This is a genomic window from Leucobacter holotrichiae, assembly GCF_055791005.1.
This window is the reverse complement of the sequence record NZ_JBVUAC010000002.1, coordinates 16672-32830: the sequence shown is the minus strand read 5'-3', so window position 1 is coordinate 32830 and position 16159 is coordinate 16672. Positions and strand designations below refer to the sequence as shown.

General features: G+C 70.2%; 16 protein-coding genes and 1 pseudogene. 14 read left to right on the top strand and 3 right to left on the bottom strand.

Annotation, left to right across the window (positions count from 1 at the left end):
• The first annotated feature begins 4 nt into the window (after positions 1 to 4).
• The 5 genes from rplQ (at position 5) to glmM (ending at position 4537) form a co-directional block, all read left to right on the top strand.
• Positions 5 to 520, top strand: coding sequence for a 50S ribosomal protein L17 (gene rplQ, locus AC0KXF_RS03720; RefSeq protein WP_473107925.1), 516 nt, complete (start codon positions 5 to 7; stop codon positions 518 to 520).
• A gap of 458 nt (positions 521 to 978) precedes the next feature.
• Positions 979 to 1848, top strand: coding sequence for a tRNA pseudouridine(38-40) synthase TruA (truA, locus tag AC0KXF_RS03715; protein WP_473108193.1), 870 nt, complete (start codon positions 979 to 981; stop codon positions 1846 to 1848).
• A 358-nt stretch (positions 1849 to 2206) separates the two neighbouring features.
• The gene (gene rplM / locus AC0KXF_RS03710; protein ID WP_223044578.1) at positions 2207 to 2653 is read left to right on the top strand and encodes a 50S ribosomal protein L13; all 447 of its coding nucleotides are present in this window, start codon (positions 2207 to 2209) and stop codon (positions 2651 to 2653) included.
• Between the two features lie 37 nt (positions 2654 to 2690).
• On the top strand, positions 2691 to 3170 hold the full coding sequence (gene rpsI / locus AC0KXF_RS03705) for a 30S ribosomal protein S9 (RefSeq protein ID WP_473107924.1): 480 nt from the start codon (positions 2691 to 2693) through the stop codon (positions 3168 to 3170).
• 17 nt (positions 3171 to 3187) lie between these two features.
• Positions 3188 to 4537, top strand: a complete 1350-nt coding sequence (gene glmM / locus AC0KXF_RS03700; protein ID WP_473107923.1) for a phosphoglucosamine mutase — start codon at positions 3188 to 3190, stop codon at positions 4535 to 4537.
• Positions 4538 to 4601: 64 nt separating this feature from the next.
• Here the strand turns inward: glmM and AC0KXF_RS03695 are convergent, their stop codons facing one another.
• On the bottom strand, positions 4602 to 5180 hold the full coding sequence (locus AC0KXF_RS03695; protein ID WP_473107922.1) for a DinB family protein: 579 nt from the start codon (positions 5178 to 5180) through the stop codon (positions 4602 to 4604).
• 94 nt (positions 5181 to 5274) lie between these two features.
• Here AC0KXF_RS03695 and AC0KXF_RS03690 point away from each other — a divergent pair, with 94 nt between their 5' ends.
• Positions 5275 to 6222, top strand: coding sequence for a helix-turn-helix transcriptional regulator (locus AC0KXF_RS03690; RefSeq protein ID WP_473107921.1), 948 nt, complete (start codon positions 5275 to 5277; stop codon positions 6220 to 6222).
• Between the two features lie 187 nt (positions 6223 to 6409).
• Here the strand turns inward: AC0KXF_RS03690 and coaA are convergent, their stop codons facing one another.
• On the bottom strand, positions 6410 to 7432 hold the full coding sequence (gene coaA / locus AC0KXF_RS03685; protein WP_473107920.1) for a type I pantothenate kinase: 1023 nt from the start codon (positions 7430 to 7432) through the stop codon (positions 6410 to 6412).
• Between the two features lie 32 nt (positions 7433 to 7464).
• Between coaA and glmS the strand changes: the two genes are divergently transcribed.
• The 8 genes and pseudogenes from glmS (at position 7465) to AC0KXF_RS03645 (ending at position 14622) form a co-directional block, all read left to right on the top strand.
• A complete protein-coding gene (glmS, locus tag AC0KXF_RS03680; RefSeq protein ID WP_473107919.1) occupies positions 7465 to 9315 on the top strand; it encodes a glutamine--fructose-6-phosphate transaminase (isomerizing) in 1851 nt (616 codons plus the stop codon).
• A gap of 59 nt (positions 9316 to 9374) precedes the next feature.
• Positions 9375 to 9719: pseudogene (locus AC0KXF_RS03675) on the top strand (holo-ACP synthase); the annotation flags it as partial.
• Between the two features lie 137 nt (positions 9720 to 9856).
• Entirely contained in the window at positions 9857 to 10993 is a 1137-nt protein-coding gene (gene alr / locus AC0KXF_RS03670) for an alanine racemase (protein ID WP_473107918.1), read from the top strand.
• Positions 10990 to 11652, top strand: coding sequence for a tRNA (adenosine(37)-N6)-threonylcarbamoyltransferase complex ATPase subunit type 1 TsaE (gene tsaE / locus AC0KXF_RS03665; protein WP_473107917.1), 663 nt, complete (start codon positions 10990 to 10992; stop codon positions 11650 to 11652). The genes alr and tsaE overlap by 4 nt, the downstream gene beginning before the upstream one ends.
• A complete protein-coding gene (gene tsaB / locus AC0KXF_RS03660; RefSeq protein ID WP_473107916.1) occupies positions 11649 to 12338 on the top strand; it encodes a tRNA (adenosine(37)-N6)-threonylcarbamoyltransferase complex dimerization subunit type 1 TsaB in 690 nt (229 codons plus the stop codon). The genes tsaE and tsaB overlap by 4 nt, the downstream gene beginning before the upstream one ends.
• The gene (rimI, locus tag AC0KXF_RS03655) at positions 12335 to 12892 is read left to right on the top strand and encodes a ribosomal protein S18-alanine N-acetyltransferase (RefSeq protein ID WP_473107915.1); all 558 of its coding nucleotides are present in this window, start codon (positions 12335 to 12337) and stop codon (positions 12890 to 12892) included. The genes tsaB and rimI overlap by 4 nt, the downstream gene beginning before the upstream one ends.
• A gap of 91 nt (positions 12893 to 12983) precedes the next feature.
• A complete protein-coding gene (gene tsaD / locus AC0KXF_RS03650; RefSeq protein WP_473107914.1) occupies positions 12984 to 14066 on the top strand; it encodes a tRNA (adenosine(37)-N6)-threonylcarbamoyltransferase complex transferase subunit TsaD in 1083 nt (360 codons plus the stop codon).
• Between the two features lie 124 nt (positions 14067 to 14190).
• Complete coding sequence (locus AC0KXF_RS03645) at positions 14191 to 14622, top strand: hypothetical protein (protein WP_473107913.1); 432 nt, start codon at positions 14191 to 14193, stop codon at positions 14620 to 14622.
• Positions 14623 to 14862: 240 nt separating this feature from the next.
• Here AC0KXF_RS03645 and AC0KXF_RS03640 read toward each other — a convergent pair whose 3' ends face one another.
• The gene (locus tag AC0KXF_RS03640) at positions 14863 to 16143 is read right to left on the bottom strand and encodes a class I SAM-dependent methyltransferase (protein ID WP_473107912.1); all 1281 of its coding nucleotides are present in this window, start codon (positions 16141 to 16143) and stop codon (positions 14863 to 14865) included.
• Between the last annotated feature and the right edge of the window lie 16 nt (positions 16144 to 16159).

Below are 16159 nucleotides of genomic sequence, written 5' to 3'. Positions count from 1 at the left end.
AACAATGCCCAAGCCCAACAAGGGCCCCCGCCTCGGAGGCGGCCCCGCACACGAGCGCCTCATGCTGAACCAGATGGCGTCCCAGCTCTTCGAGCACAAGCGGATCCAGACCACGGAGACCAAGGCGAAGCGCCTGCAGCCCGTGGCCGAGCGCCTCGTGACCTTCGCCAAGCGCGGCGACCTGCACGCCCGCCGTCGCGTGATGCGACAGATCCTCGACAAGAGCGTCGTGCACGAGCTCTTCACCGAGATCGCTCCGCTCGTCGAGAACCGCGAGGGCGGCTACACCCGCGTCATCAAGACCGGTTTCCGCAAGGGCGATAACGCGCCCCTCGCGGTGATCGAGCTCGTGCTCGAGCCGGTCAACCCGAAGCCGAAGGCGAAGAAGGCCGCTGCCGAGGAGCCCAAGGCCGAGGAGGTCGTCGAGACCCCCGACGAGGAGACCGAGGTCGCCGAGACCGAGGCTCCCGCCGAGGAGGCAGCCGAGACCGAGGCTCCCGCCGAGGAGAAGGCCGAGTAACTTCTCGACTCCCGCACGACGAAGCGCCCCGCGATCCGACCAGGAACGCGGGGCGCTTCGCCGTCCTCTCCCGCGGTCCGTTCCCGTGCATTCCCGCCCCGCTCTCCTTCGTCATCCCGGCTTTTCCCGCCATTCCCGTGTTCCTTCCTCTTTTTCCGTACTCCTTCCTCGCCGAGATGACGCGTTCTGCCCCTCGCACGGCGATATGAGGGCCGAACGTGTCATCTCGATGGGGGCTGGTTGGTCCGACGGGTCGGGACGGCGGACCGCGGATCTGGCAGGATCGAGGAGTGATCCTCGATCGACCCGACCGCCCCGCGCACGTTGAGCCCGACCGTCCCGTGCCCGGCGAACCCGACGCCTCTGCCGTGCACGCCGGGTCCGACGCGCCTGCCCCCGCTGGGCCGCACGCCGAGCCGGCCCCTGCGACCGAGGGTCGGCCCGCGGAGCGCACCCGGCTGCGGCTCGACCTCGCCTACGACGGCACGGACTTCTCCGGGTGGGCAGTGCAGCCGGGCTTGCGCACGGTGCAGGGTGAGCTGGAGCGGGCCCTCGGTCTACTGCTGCGCACGGGTCCCGAGAGCCAGGGCGTGCGGCTCACCGTCGGAGGCCGCACCGACGCGGGCGTGCATGCCCGGGGTCAGGTCGCGCACCTCGACGTCACGGACGCGCAGCTCGCGAAGTGGAGCGCTCGGCGCGGGCAGACGCATCGCACCGAGGCCGAGGAGTCCGCGATCCGAGCGCGCAAGCTCAACGGCGTGCTGAAGCGCGGTGCGCACGACATCGCGGTGCATGGAGTGAGGATCGTGCCCGACGCGTTCGACGCGCGGTTCTCGGCGCTGCGCCGCCGCTATGAATACCGGCTGCGGGGGGAGGGCATGCGCCGCGATCCGCTGACCGCGCGCTTCACCGCCGAGGTGCCGCGGCGACTCGATCTCTCGGCGATCCAGCGCGCCAGCGACGAACTGCTCGGCCTGAACGACTTCACGACCTTCTGCAAGGCGCGCGAGGGGGCCACCGCTGTGCGCGATCTGCTCTGCTTCGAGTGGCGCGAGGCCGAGGACGGCGCCTATGCGGCGCGCATCGAAGCGGATGCCTTCTGCCACTCGATGGTGCGGGCGCTCGTCGGGGCGGTCGTCGCGGTGGGCAGCGGGAGGATCGGGCACGACGAGCTGATCCGGCTGCGCGACGCCCGTGCGCGATCCAGCAGGTTCACGGTCATGCCGGCTCACGGGCTGTCACTCGAGGAGATCGCGTACCCGTCCGACGAGGCGCTCGCGGCGCGCGCAGAGCAGACGCGGGCGAAGCGGGCTCTGCTCGACGGCTGACGCCTGCTGGCCTACGGCAGACCGCCGACGCCGCGGATCCATGACGGGCCTTCGTGAAGTGGTGATCCCGGGCGAGCGAGCGAGTCGGCCTCAAAGTACCGAGCCGGGCTGCAATTCGCGTGAATTGCAGCCCGGCTCGGTAGGAATGGGCCGTCTCGATTGTTCCAGAGGCGGCCTGGGAAGATTGCAACAAAGACCCTGGAGATCACGGAGAGGCTCCGCGATCCTGTGCTAAAGTTGATCCTTGGTGCGTAAGCACCCGATTTGTTGAGCCCTCCATCGCTCGCGCACCCATAGGGGACCGGGCATCGGAGCGGGATCCACGAACACCTCCAATTCGACAGAAAGCAGCACTCTCGTGACTCGCACTTATTCGCCGAAGGCCTCCGAGCAGAAGCACGACTGGCTCGTCATCGACGCCACCGACGTGGTGCTCGGCCGCCTGGCCTCGCACGCGGCGGCTCTGCTCCGCGGCAAGCACAAGCCGACGTTCGCCCCCCACATGGACATGGGCGACTACGTCATCATCATCAACGCCGACAAGGTCGTGCTGACCGCGGGCAAGGCGGCCAAGAAGAAGGCCTACCGCCACTCGGGCTACCCGGGCGGCCTGCGCTCGGTGAGCTACACCGAACTGCTCGAGAAGAACCCCGAGCGCGCCGTCGAGAAGGCCATCCGCGGCATGCTGCCGAAGAACTCCCTGGGCGCCGACATCTTCCGCAAGCTGAAGGTCTACGCGGGGGCAGAGCACCCGCACGCGGCTCAGCAGCCCACCCCCTACACCTTCGGCCAGGTCGCGCAGTAATCGCGGCGCAACGAGACGTTAAGAGAGAGACTTCACAGTGACTGAAGAGCAGACCGTGGCCCCCGAGAGCTACACCACCGAGACGCCCGCCTCGCAGGCTACCGCGTCGAGCCCCCGCCCCGCGCTCACCGTTCCCGGTGCAGCCGTGGGCCGTCGCAAGCAGGCCATCGCCCGCGTGCGCCTCATCCCCGGCTCGGGCAAGATGACCGTCAACGGGCGCGAGCTCGATGAGTACTTCCCCAACAAGCTGCACCAGCAGCTCATCACCGATCCCTTCACCGTGCTCGAGCTGAACGGCTCGTACGACGTGATCGCCCGCATCGTCGGCGGCGGCCCCTCGGGTCAGGCCGGCGCCCTGCGCCTCGCGATCGCCCGCGCCCTGAACGAGATCGACGCGGAGCACAACCGCCCGACGCTCAAGAAGGCCGGCTTCCTCAGCCGCGACGCCCGCATCAAGGAGCGCAAGAAGGCCGGTCTCAAGAAGGCCCGCAAGGCGCCCCAGTACTCGAAGCGCTAAGCAGGAAGCACCCTCTCATGGGACGCCTGTTCGGCACCGATGGGGTTCGTGGTCTGGCCGGGGTCGATGTGACCGCCGAGCTGGCCATGAACCTCGCCCACGCAGCGGCTCTCGTTCTCGGGCGTTCAGCCCGGAGCGAGAGCCGTCGCGCTGTAGCCGTGGTCGCTCGCGATCCGCGAGTGTCCGGTGAGTTCATCGCGGCGGCCGTCTCGGCCGGCCTGGCCGCTGCCGGCGTCGATGTGCTCGACGCCGGCGTGATCCCGACTCCCGCAGCCGCCTACCTCGTCGCCGACACCGGAGCCGACTTCGGTGTGATGGTCTCGGCCTCCCACAACCCGGCGCCCGACAACGGCATCAAGTTCTTCGCCGAGGGCGGCCGCAAGCTGGCCGACGACATCGAGGACGAGATCGAGGCCGCGATGAACGGCACCAGGATCGCGGTGACGGGCCGGGAGGTCGGCCGGATCCGCCGCTTCGCGGACGCCGAGGACCGGTACCTCGTGCACCTGCTCGGCACGCTCGAGGGCGTCAAGCTGGACGGGCTGCACGTCGTGCTCGACTGCGCGCACGGCGCCGCGGCCGGGATCTCGCCGGACGTGTTCAGCGATGCCGGGGCGAAGGTGACGGTGATCGGCAACGACCCCGACGGCTTCAACATCAACGACGGTGTGGGCTCCACCCACCTCGAGCCGCTGATCGCCGCTGTTCGCGCGCACGGCGGCGACCTCGGCATCGCCCACGACGGTGACGCCGACCGCTGTCTCGCGGTCGACGGCGACGGCAACGTGGTCGACGGCGACAAGATCATGGCGATCCTCGCGCTCTCGATGTCGGCCCGAGGCAAGCTCGAGCGCAACACGCTCGTCGCGACCGTGATGTCGAACCTCGGGCTGAAGCTGGCGATGGCCGACAACGGCATCGACGTCGTCGAGACCGGGGTGGGCGACCGCTACGTGCTCGAGGCGATCAACGAGCACGGCTACTCGCTGGGAGGCGAGCAGTCGGGGCACGTCATCATGAGCGATTACGCGACCACGGGCGACGGCATCCTCACCGGCCTGCACATCGCCGCCGAGGTGAAGCGCACCGGCAAGTCGCTCGCCGAACTGGCGCAGTGCATGACCGTGTACCCGCAGGTGCTCGTGAACGTGCGCGGCGTCGACCGCACCGGGGTCTCCGGAGACGATGTGCTGCAGCAGGCGGTGCACCAGGCAGAGCTCGCGCTGGGCGGCAAAGGTCGCGTGCTGCTGCGCCCCTCGGGCACCGAGCCCGTGGTGCGCGTGATGGTCGAAGCGGAGCACGAGGAGCAGGCGCAGCGCCTCGCCGACGACCTCGCTGAGATCGTGAAGGAGCGGCTCGCGGTCTGAGCGCTCCTGTTCCGACGAGGGGCGGGGATCCTGACGCGGGATCCCCGCCCCTCGTCTTTTCGTCTCAGGCCATGCTCTGGGCGCCGTCGATCGACTCGCGGATGATGTCGGCGTGCCCCGCGTGCTGGGCGGTCTCCGCGACGATGTGCAGCAGCACCCGGCGGATCGACCACTCGCGATCGGTGTTCCACGGCGCCTTCGGCAGTTCGTGCGCGGTGTCGAGGGAGGGGAACGTGCGCACGAGGGCATCGACCTCGCCCGCCAGTTCGTCGTAGACCGCGAGCACGCCCTCCAGGGTCTCGCCCGGCTGCAGCTGGAACTCCCGCTCGCGAGCCGCGAAGTCCTCCGCGGTCCAGTCGACGAAGGCCTTCTGCCCATCCATCATGGCCTCGGCCCCGCCCCGGATGAACCGGATCCAGCCCCGCTCCACCGCCGTCACGTGCTTGATGAGCCCGCCGATCGAGAGCGTGCCCGCCGTGGGCTGCAGGGCGGCCTGCTCGGTCGTCAGGCCGCGGGCGGTGTGCTTCAGGAAGAAGCGCGCGTGGGCGAGGCTCGCGAGCAGGTCTGAGCGCTCCCCGTCGAGCCGGCCGGTTGCGGGCGCGGTCTCGGCGGGGGACGAAGCGGAGGTGTCGGTGCTGAGCATGATGCCGGTCCTTTCGAAGGGGTGGCAGCACCTACGCTAGAATCAATAGCGGTCAGTTTCTGTCACCGATCGGGCGGAACGAGCGGGGGATGCAATGGCGGCGACCGGATCGCGGGCACTCAGCCTGCTCGCCCTGCTGCAGGAGCGCCGCTTCTGGGCCGGCGCCGACCTCGCCGCACGGCTCGGCGTCTCGCTGCGGACGCTGCGCCGGGACGTGGATCGCCTGCGGGAGCTCGGCTACCCGGTGAGCGCGGATCCCGGAGTGGGCGGCGGGTATCGCCTTGAACGCGGTGCCTCGCTGCCGCCGTTGATGCTCGACGATGCCGAGGCGGTCGCAGTCATCGTCGGGCTCCTGCTCTCGGCACGGTCGCCGCTGGCCGACACCGCGGAGACCTCCGCGCGTGCGCTCGCCAAGGTCGTGCCCGTGCTGCCTGCCCGGCTCCACGGCAGGGTCGAGGCGCTGCGCGCCGCGACAGTCAGCGCGGAGTCGCCGTGGTCGAGCGGCACCATCGATCCCGGCACCCTGGTCGCGGCGGCGCGAGCGTGCCGGGACGACGAGCGGATCTCCTTCGCCTACGTCTCGGCAGAGGGAGCCCGGTCCTCGCGGCGCGTCGAACCGCACCGGCTGGTCACGCTCTCGGGGCGATGGTATCTGGTGGCTTACGACCTGGATCGGGGCGACTGGCGGAGTTTCCGGCTGGACCGGATCAGCGAACTGCAGGGCATCGGCGCACGCTTCCGTCAGCGCCGGCTGCCGGGCGACGGCGATCCCGCAGCCTTCGTGCGGGCCGGGGTGCACGGTCCGTCCGAGGTGACCGCCTCGGCGGAGCTGGATCGCCCAGCCGAGGCGGTGCGCGACCGTGTCAGTCGCTGGGCCCGGGTCGAGGCCCTGGCGCCGGATCGCTGCCGGGTCGAGATCGAGGCGTCGTCGCTCGAGTGGGCCGTGTTCCTCGTCGGGATATCCGAAGCGCGCGTGCTCTCGGCGCAACCACCGGAGTTCGCGGCGATGCTGCGGGACTGGGCGCGTCGCTTCGAAGTGTGACCCGGTTCGGGCGCGCCGTGCGTCGAGCTGTTCGGGGCGCTATGCGCCGAACCTGTAGCCGAGGTCGAAGCGCGCGTACGCGTGATCGGGGAACAACTCGCTGAGTCCCTCGGAGACTTGCTCGACCTCGGTCTGCGTTGCGCACACCGCAAGGATCCTCGGAGAGGCCGGCCCGACCTGAGAACCCCTACAGTTTCCTGAGCAGCACCTTCTGCACCCGGTGATCGGCCTCCTTGCGCAGCACGAGGGTAGACCGCGCCCTCGTCGGCCTGATGTTCTCGATCAGGTTGGGCTCGTTGATGTTGTTCCAGAACTCGTCCGCGACCGCGATCGCGGCCTCGTCGTTGAGCGTCGCGAACCTGCGGAAATGGGAGCGCGGGTTCGCGAACGCGCTCTCCCTGAGGCGCAGGAACCGGTCGCGGTACCAGCGCTGGATATCGGCGATGCGCGCGTCGACGTAGACGGAGAAGTCGAAGAGGTCGCTCACCGCGACGGGGTGCTGCATCGAGGCCGGCTGCAGCACGTTGAGCCCCTCGACGATGAGGATGTCAGGCTGCCGCACGACGATGTACTCGTCGGGCACGATGTCGTAGACGAGGTGGCTGTACACGGGTGCGTGCACCTCTTCGACGCCCGCCTTGACCTGGGACACGAAGCGCAGCAGGGCGCGCCGGTCGTACGACTCGGGGAATCCTTTGCGGTGCACGATCCCGCGCCGCTCGAGCTCGCGCGTCGGGTGCAGGAAGCCGTCGGTGGTGATCAGCTGCACGTTCGGGGTCTCGGGCCAGCGTGCCAGTAGATCCCGCAGAATACGCGCGACCGTCGATTTGCCGACCGCCACCGACCCGGCGATCCCGATGACGAACGGGCTCTGACGCTCGCCGTCGCGCTGCAGGAAGCCGCGCGTGCGCTGGTGCATCTCGCGCGTCGCGATCGCGTACTGGTTGATGAGCCGGCTGAGCGGTCGGTAGACCTCCGAGACCTCGGCGAGATCGAGCGGCTCGCCCAGCCCGCGGAACGCATCGATCTCCTGCTCGGTGAGCGGCATCGGTGTCTCACCCGCCAGTCTCGCCCACTCGGCACGATCGATCTCGGTGAATGGAGACGTGAACTCCGGGCGCATGAGCGCCTGAGTATCGGTGCTCAGTGCGGCGGGCTCCTGGGAGGCGTCTTCGACACGCGCAGGATCCGGGGTGCTGTACTCGGCCATTATTCATCCATCGTGCCACTAAACTGAGCGTCATGTGTGGAATCGTCGGATATGTCGGCCCCAACGATACGGTTGAGGCGCTCATCACTGGTCTGCGCCGCCTGGAGTACCGCGGCTATGACTCCGCGGGTATCGCAGTGATCGATGAGAGCGGTGAGCTGGCGGTGCGGAAGCGCTCGGGCAAGCTCGCCCGCCTGGAAGAACTGCTCGAGGCGAGCCCGGTTCGGGCCACGGGCACCGGCATCGGCCACACGCGCTGGGCGACCCACGGCGGCCCGACCGACGCGAACGCGCACCCGCACCTGGGCGACGACGGCAAGCTGGCGCTGATCCACAACGGCATCGTCGAGAACTTCGCGGAGCTGCGCTCCGAGCTCGACGCCGACGGCATCGAGCTGATCAGCGAGACCGACACCGAGGTCGTCGCGGCGCTCGTGGGGCGCGAGGTGGCGCGCCAGGGCGACCTCGAGACGGCGTTCCGCACGGTGGTCACCCGCCTCAGCGGCACGTTCACGCTGCTCGCCATGCACCGCGACGAGCCCGGCAAGGTCGTCGCCGCCCGGCACCACTCGCCGCTCGTCGTGGGTCTCGGAGACGGTGAGAACTTCCTCGGATCCGACGTCGCGGCGTTCGTCTCGTCGACCCGCCGCGCGGTCGCCGTCGCCGAGGACAACATCGCGGTCATCACCCCCGACGAGGTGCGCATCACCGACTTCGCCGGCAACCCGGTCGAGTTCTCCGAGTACGAGGTCGAGTGGGACGCCGACGCGGCCGACAAGGGCGGTTGGTCGTCGTTCATGGCGAAGGAGATCAACGAGCAGCCCGACGCCGTCGAGAACACGGTGCGGGGCCGTATCTCGGCCGACGGGGTGGAGATCCCCGAGTTGACCGAGCTCGGTGACGAGCGCCTGCGCGGCATCGACCGCATCGTGATCATCGCGTGCGGCACGGCGTCGTACGCCGGTCAGGTCGCCGCTTACGCGATCGAGCAGTGGGCCCGCATCCCCGTCGAGGTGCAACTGAGCCACGAGTTCCGCTACCGCGATCCCGTGCTCTCCGATCGCACGATGGTGATCTCGGTGAGCCAGTCGGGCGAGACGATGGACACCCTCATGGCCGTGAAGTACGCCATCGAGCGCGGCGTGACCACCGTCTCGGTGTGCAACACGCAGAGCGCCACGATCCCTCGCGAGTCCGACGCCGCGGTCTACACCCACGCGGGCCCCGAGGTCGCGGTCGCCTCGACGAAGGCGTTCATCGCCCAGGTCACGGCTCTGTACCTCGTCGGTCTGCACCTGGGGCGCGTGCGCGGCACGCTCTCGGCGGAGGACTCGGCGCAGGCCGTGCAGCAGTTCGAGGAGCTGCCCGCCAAGGTGCGCGAGGCCGTCGACACGCACGACCAGATCGCGCAGCTGGCGCACTGGATGGCCGATACCCGCTCGGTGCTGTTCCTCGGGCGCCACGTGGGCTTCCCGGTCGCGCTCGAGGGTGCGCTGAAGCTGAAGGAGATCGCCTACATCCACGCCGAGGGCTTCGCCGCCGGCGAGCTGAAGCACGGCCCGATCGCGCTCATCGACCACGGTCAGCCCGTGTTCGTACTGGTGCCCAGCCCGCGCACCTCACCGCTCATGCACTCGAAGGTCGTCTCGAACATCCAGGAGATCCGCGCCAGGGGCGCTCGCGTGATCGCCGTCGTGGAGAAGGGCGACACTGCGGTGCTGCCGTTCGCCGACGACGTGATCCGCCTCCCGCTGGCCGACTCGCTCTTCGAGCCCCTGCTGCAGGTCGTACCGCTGCAGTGGTTCGCGCTCGAACTCTCGACGGCGAAGGGCCTCGACGTCGACCAGCCGCGCAACCTCGCCAAGTCGGTGACGGTGGAGTAAGCTCGCGCGCTCGGAACGAGTGAACGCAGGGATCGCAGCCGCCGCACACCGGGAGTTTCATGATTCGGGGCATCGGGGTCGACACCGTCGACATGGCGCGTTTCGAGCGTCAGCTCGAGCGCACCCCGGCCCTGCGAGAGCGGCTGTTCACCGGTGCGGAGGGAACGCTATCGCTCGCTTCGCTGGCGGCCCGCTTCGCCGCGAAGGAAGCGCTCATCAAGGCGCTCGGGGGATCGGGGAGCCTGGGGTGGCACGATCTCGAGGTAGTGCGGGACCGGGATCGGGCGCCCGCGTTCGTCATGACGCCGGCGCTCGCGATGGCGCTCGCGGATCGTGGAGCGGACCGCGTTCACCTCTCGATGACCCATGACGCGGGTGCGGCGACGGCCTTCGTGATCGTGGAAAGTGCGGAGACCGGATCGCGTCGCGAGGCCGGCGCGGGAGCGTCGATGTCGGAGGGGGCGGGTAGAGTCGCATCAGCGTCGGCAGCGGAACGATCGGTGGCCGATCTTCCGACGACGGATCAAGGATCGGAGTCCAGATGAGAACGGGTGCAATGCGCGTAGCGGAGATCTCGCTGCCCGCCATCAGGCGGAACGTCGCGCATCTGCGCGACCTCACGGGCGGTTCGGTGATCGTCGTGGTGAAGGCGGACGGCTACGGGCACGGCGCGAGGATCGTGGGCGAGGCCGCGCTCGCGGGCGGTGCCGCGATGCTCGCGACCGCCGATCTCGAGGAGGCGCTCGCGCTGCGGGAGTCGGGCATCGAAGCCCCGATCCTGTGCTGGTTGCACGGCGCTCGGGTCGACTTCGCGGAGCCGGTCGCCTCCGATATCGAGATCGGGGTCAGCCACCTGCAGCAGCTCGAGGCGCTCGCCGATGCCGCGAGGCGAGTGGGGCGTCGGGCGACGGCCCAGCTGAAGATCGATACGGGCCTCAGCCGCAACGGCGCGGCTTCCGAGGAATGGCCCGAACTCTTCGCCCGCGCCGCGGAGCTCTCGGAAGAGGGCCTGGTGCGCGTGCGCGGCATCTTCAGCCACCTCGCCAACGCCGGTGACGAGCACGATCGGGCGCAGGCCGCGCAGTTCGACCGGGCGATCGCGATGCTGCGCGAGGTCGGTGTCGATCCCGAGATGAAGCACCTGGCCGCGAGCGCGGCGACGCTCTCGTCCCCGCATCTCCATTACAACACCGTCAGGGTGGGCATCGCGGCCTACGGACTGAGCCCGTTCGCGGACAAGACCTCCGCGCAGCTCGGGCTCGTGCCCGCGATGACGCTGCGCTCCGAGATCGTCGCCCTGCGCGGTGTGCCCGCGGGCACCGGGGTCTCCTACGGCTTCAACCACGTGTGCGAGACGGCCACGACGCTCGCGCTGGTGCCCATGGGCTATGCGGACGGCATGCCCCGCGCCCTCAACGGCTCCGGTGCGTGGGTGACGGTGGCCGGGGAGCCGCGCCCCATCGTTGGGCGAATCGGCATGGATCAGTTCATCGTCGACGTCGGGCCGCTCGCCGGTCGCGTAAGCCTCGGCGAACCCGTGGTGCTGTTCGGCGACCCCGAGCTGGGGCATCCGCCGGTGGAGACCTGGGCGGGCCTCATGCGCACCATCAACTACGAGATCGTGGTGGGGGTCGGGCCGCGCGTGCTGCGGATCCCCGTCGATGAGGAACCGGCATGAGCTTCGGTGACGACGCCGGAAACACGGTGCGGTTGAGCATCGCGGATCCCGATGCGATGCACGAGCTGGGGGTGCGACTGGGGCGTCTGCTGCGGGCCGGGGATCTGGTGCTGCTGACAGGCCCGCTGGGCGCGGGCAAGACGACGCTGACCCGCGGGATCGGCGAGGGCCTCGGCGTGCGGGGCCCGGTGCAGAGCCCGACCTTCGTGCTCGCCCGCACGCACCCGTCGCTCGTGGGAGGGGCGCCGCTCGTGCACGTCGACGCCTACCGGATCGGCGGCGCTGAGCGGGTCGGCGCCGACGGGGGCGCCGCGGATCGTGTCGAGTCGGACGGCTCCGGTGCAGTCGAGCTCGACGACCTCGATCTCGACTTCGAGGGATCCGTGGTGGTCGCGGAGTGGGGCGCCGGAATGGTCGAGCCGCGCGGCTCATGGATGGAAGTGGTGATCGAGCGCCCGGTCGGCAGCGGCGTCGACGCGGCTGCCGCGGAACCCGATTGGTCCGAGGCTCCGGTCGAGGCGCGAAGCGTCACCGTCACCGGATACGGGCCGAGGTGGGTCGCGGGGGAGACGGATCCGCTGGGATCGATCTCCGAGCAGAGCATCGGCCTGAGCGCGCATGACTCCCGGACCGACGGAGACGAGAGGGGACCGCGGTGACGGGCGACAGGGTGTCGATTCGGGGCGCCGGGAGGCTCGGCGTGCGCGAGGCCGAGGCGCCGGAACTCGGCGACCGAGTGCTGCTCGCGATCGACACGGCCATCGGCACGAGCGTGGCGCTCGGAGTCGGGGGGCGGGTCTTCGAGGTCTCGAGCGACGACCCTCGGGGGCACGCCGAGGCGATCGGCGGCCTGCTGGCCGCGGTGCTCGATGCGGCCGGAGTGCCGGCCGCGGCGGTCACGGGTGTGGTCGCCGGTATCGGTCCGGGGCCGTTCACGGGGTTGAGGGTCGGGATCGCCGCTGCGCACGCATTCGCCCTGGCTCGCGGGGTGCCGCTCCTGCCGCTACAGGGGCACGAGGCCGTGGCCCTCGTAGCACTCGAGGGAGCTACGAGCGGCGTCCGAGTGGTGCAGGACGCGAGACGGCGCGAACTCTTCGTCAGCGAGTTCTCCGGGCTCGACTGGGCGGGCGTTCCCGAGCGCTCCTCGGGACCGCGGCTTGTCGCTCGTGCCGACTACGAGGCGGTGCCGAACGAGCTGTGGCCCGAGCGGATCCCCACCGGTTCGCTCGTGCGCCTCGCGTCGAGACGTCTCCTCTCGGGGAGGGACTTCGAGCCCGACCGGGCCGTGTACCTGCGTGCCCCTGACGTCAAGCAGCCGAGCGCTCCGAAACGGGTATCGACGTGAGCGATGATCGGGACACCGAGGCAGCCGAGTCGAACGCGAGGTCTCAGCCCGAGAACGCGGAGACCGAGGCCGGGCGGGAGAGGGGCGGAGCCTCGGAACTGAGTCTGCGCGCCGCCGCCGAGAGCGACCTCGACGCGATCTGGGGGATCGAGAGCTCGGTGTTCGGCGCCGAGGCCTGGAGCCGGGAGATGATGCGGGAGGAGCTCACTGCTCCGCATCGGAGCTACCTCGCGCTCGTCGACGGCTCCGACGCGGTGCTCGGCTACGCGGGGCTGCTGGCAGTGGGAACCGAGGGAGACGTGCAGACGATCGCGGTCTCCCCGGGGGCGCGCGGGGAGGGCCACGGCCGACGCCTCATGAACGCGCTGCTCGATGAGGCGGAGCGCGCCGGGGTGCGCGAGGTCTTCCTCGAGGTGCGCGCCGACAACCCGGTCGCGCAGACCCTGTACCGCTCGCTCGGCTTCGAGGCGCTCGGGGTGAGGCCCCGCTACTATCAGCCCGACGGAGTGGACGCGGTGATCATGAGACTCGAGATCCGGAAGCGCCGCTCGTGAGCGATGCCGCAGCGCCGCGGGATCGCGGGAGCCTGCGATTCGCGAACTCACGCAGGACGACGACGCCGAAACGATGGTTTGGAGAAGGCATATGAGTACCGCGGAGCCGCTCGTGCTGGGCATCGAGACCAGCTGCGACGAGACCGGAGTCGGCATCGTGCGGGGGCGCAGACTGCTGGCCAACGCGATCGCCTCGTCCATGGACGAGCATGCGCGCTTCGGCGGTGTAGTGCCCGAGGTCGCGGCCCGGGCCCACCTCGAATCGATGACGCCCACGATCGAGCGGGCCCTGCGGGAGGCCGGGGTGAGCCTCGACGACCTCGACGCCGTCGCCGTCACCTGCGGTCCCGGCCTCGCCGGGGCACTCATGGTGGGCGTCGCGGCGGCGAAGGCGCTCGCCGTCGGGCTCGGCAAACCGCTCTACGCCGTGAATCATCTCGTGGGGCACGTCGGGGCCGACCTGCTGCAGGGCGAGGGCCTGCGCGAGGCTGTGGGGGCGGTGGGCGAACTCGAACTGCCCACGATCGCGCTGCTGGTCTCGGGCGGGCATACTTCGCTGCTGCTCGTGCGCGATCTCATCGGCGACGTCGAGATGCTGGGGGAGACGATCGACGACGCCGCGGGCGAGGCCTTCGACAAGGTCGCCCGCTTGCTGGGCCTGCCGTACCCCGGCGGCCCGCAGATCGACCGTGTCGCTGCTGACGGGGATCCGACCGCGATCCGATTCCCGCGCGGTCTTACGCTGCCGAAGGACCTCGAGCGACACCGGTACGACTTCTCGTTCTCGGGGCTCAAGACATCGGTGGCTCGCTGGGTCGAGAAGCAGGAGCAGAGCGGAGAGCCCGTTCCGGTCGCCGACGTGGCCGCCAGCTTCCGCGAGGCGGTCGCCGACGTGCTCATCACGAAGGCGCTCGCCGCCTGTCGCGACCTCGGCGTGCCTCGCCTGCTGCTCGGCGGCGGTGTGGTCGCGAACGCCCGGGTGAGGGAACTCGCCCGCGAGCGCTGCGACGCGGCCGGCGTCGAACTGCGTGTGCCGCCGCTCTCCCTGTGCACGGACAACGGCGCGATGATCGCCTCGATCGGGGCGCAGCTGGTCGCTGCCGGGCACGAGCCGTCGGGGCTCGGGTTCGGCGCGGATTCGACCCTGCCGGTGACGGAGATACAGGTGCGCTGACACTGTCGGGGACCGGCGCCGGCGGGTGATCCGCCGATTCGGGGTCGCGACTGCCCGCCGATCTTCATTATTGTTGAAGGGCGATCGGGGGAGCGCCCCGTCGAGCTTTGATCGAAGGAGCAACATGTCTGATACGCAGCCCGGCAACGAGCCGTCCTCGAACCCCGTCCCTCCCATGCCGCCGGCTCCCTCCGCGCAGCCTGCGGTCCCCGCCTACGGAGCCGCTCCGGCTCAGCCGAAGAAGGCACTCGCCATCACCGGTATGGCACTCGGCATCGCGGGCCTCGTGCTCAGCTGGGTGCCGTTCCTCGGCGTCGGCCTCGCGCTCGTCGGTCTGGTGCTGAGCATCATCGCCCTCGTGAAGAAGCAGCCCAAGGCGTTCTCGATCACGGGCCTCGTGACCTCCGTCGTCGGTCTCATCATCGGCGCGATCGTCACCATCACCGTGATCTGGGCGCTGGGTGCGGGCGTGGACGCGGTGCAGCAGTGCATGAACGGAGCCGAGTTCGTGGAGATCGCCGGCCAGACGGTCTCCTGCTCTGACGTGAACTACTGAGCCGCGGGAGCGAGCCTCGAGCGGGGCGGGTCCGGATCGATCCGGACCCGCCCCGCTCGCCGTTCACCCCTTCCAGCTCCCTCTCCCATCGTCGAAACCGCCTCCCGCCGTAGAAACGCTCTCCTGCCGCCGAGACGGCCTCTGGCGCTTACTGCGAGAGGCGGTCTCGGTGCCAGGACCCCGTGTGGATCCCCGCAGTGGGACGGGGTGGGCACGGGGTGGGCCCAGGGTGTCGGGGCATCAGCAGCGCTCGGCGAGCAGAGCGACGTGCTTGCCGAGCTCGTCGCGGGTGAGGAACAGCGTCGCGCTCCGAGATCCTTGGAGCTTCAACCTGCGCCGCAGCGCCGCGGGGTCGATGTCGGCGCCGCGCTTCTTGATCTCGAGCGCGCCGATGTCGCGGGCCGCGAGTGCGCGGCGCAGATCCTTCTCCCGCGAGCTCAGTCGCTCGATGACGCGGAAGGCGTCGGCGAAGGCCGTCTCGACGAGTTCGTCGCCGGTGAGATACGCGATGCCGTCGGAGACCGTGCCCGCGTGAAGCCGCTCGGCGAGCGTGCCGATCAGGCGAGCGCGGATCACCGCGCCGTCGGGTTCGTAGAGGTACTCGCCGAGCGGCCGCGTTGCGACGTCCTCGGCATCGTCCGCCGCGGTCAGTTCTGCTGATTCCTCGGCCCCGCGCAGCACGAGCGACGAGCGGCGCACGCCGGGGCGCGCCGCATCGCCGAACCAGAGGCCGGTCTCGACGAGTTGGCCGTCGATCGAGATCCACTGGGCCTCGGCGTCTTCCGGGATCAGCTCCCGGTCGAGACCCGGCCCGAGCTTGATACCCGCGGGATGCCGACGTGCGAGTTCGAACGCGAAGTCCAGAGACGGCGAGTAATCGTCGGGCGAGGCGAGCCTGCGGGTGCTGCTGTGGCCTGCGGTGCGCCTGGCGGGGTCGAGGAAGACGGCGTCGGCGTCGCCCGGCCCCAGTGATTCCGCATCGCCGACGAGCACGAGTGGAGCGGCGACGCCGCGAGCGCCGGCTGCTGCTGAGAGGTTGTGCTGCGCGAACTCAGCGGTGAGCGGATCGAGCTCTACGGGGCGAACCGCGAGGCCGGCTGCCAGGAACGCGAGTGATTCCGCGCCGATACCGCAGCCGAGATCGGCTACCGACCGGCAGCCCGCCGAGACGAATCGCTCGGCATGCAGCCCGGCCACGCGCGACCGGGTCGCCTGCTCGAGTGCGGCCCGGGTGAAGAGCATCGAGCTCGCGGCCTCCCCGAACTTCGCCACGGCACGGCCGCGCAGCTCGGTCTGCGTCAGCGCAGCGGCGAGCAGCGCCGGATCGGCACCCTCGGCGCGCAGAGAGCGGGAGAGCTGATCGAGCGTGCGACCGGCTGCGATACCCGCTGAGATGCGTTCGAGCACCGCGGCACCCGCCGGCACGGCGAGTTGTCGCCAGCCCGGGGCTTCCTGAGGCACGCCGCGTGGGGCGGATCCCGGAGAAGCGGAGGAGGCCGCGCTCTTCGGGCGCTGGGGCATCTCGGGGGAGCGTCGC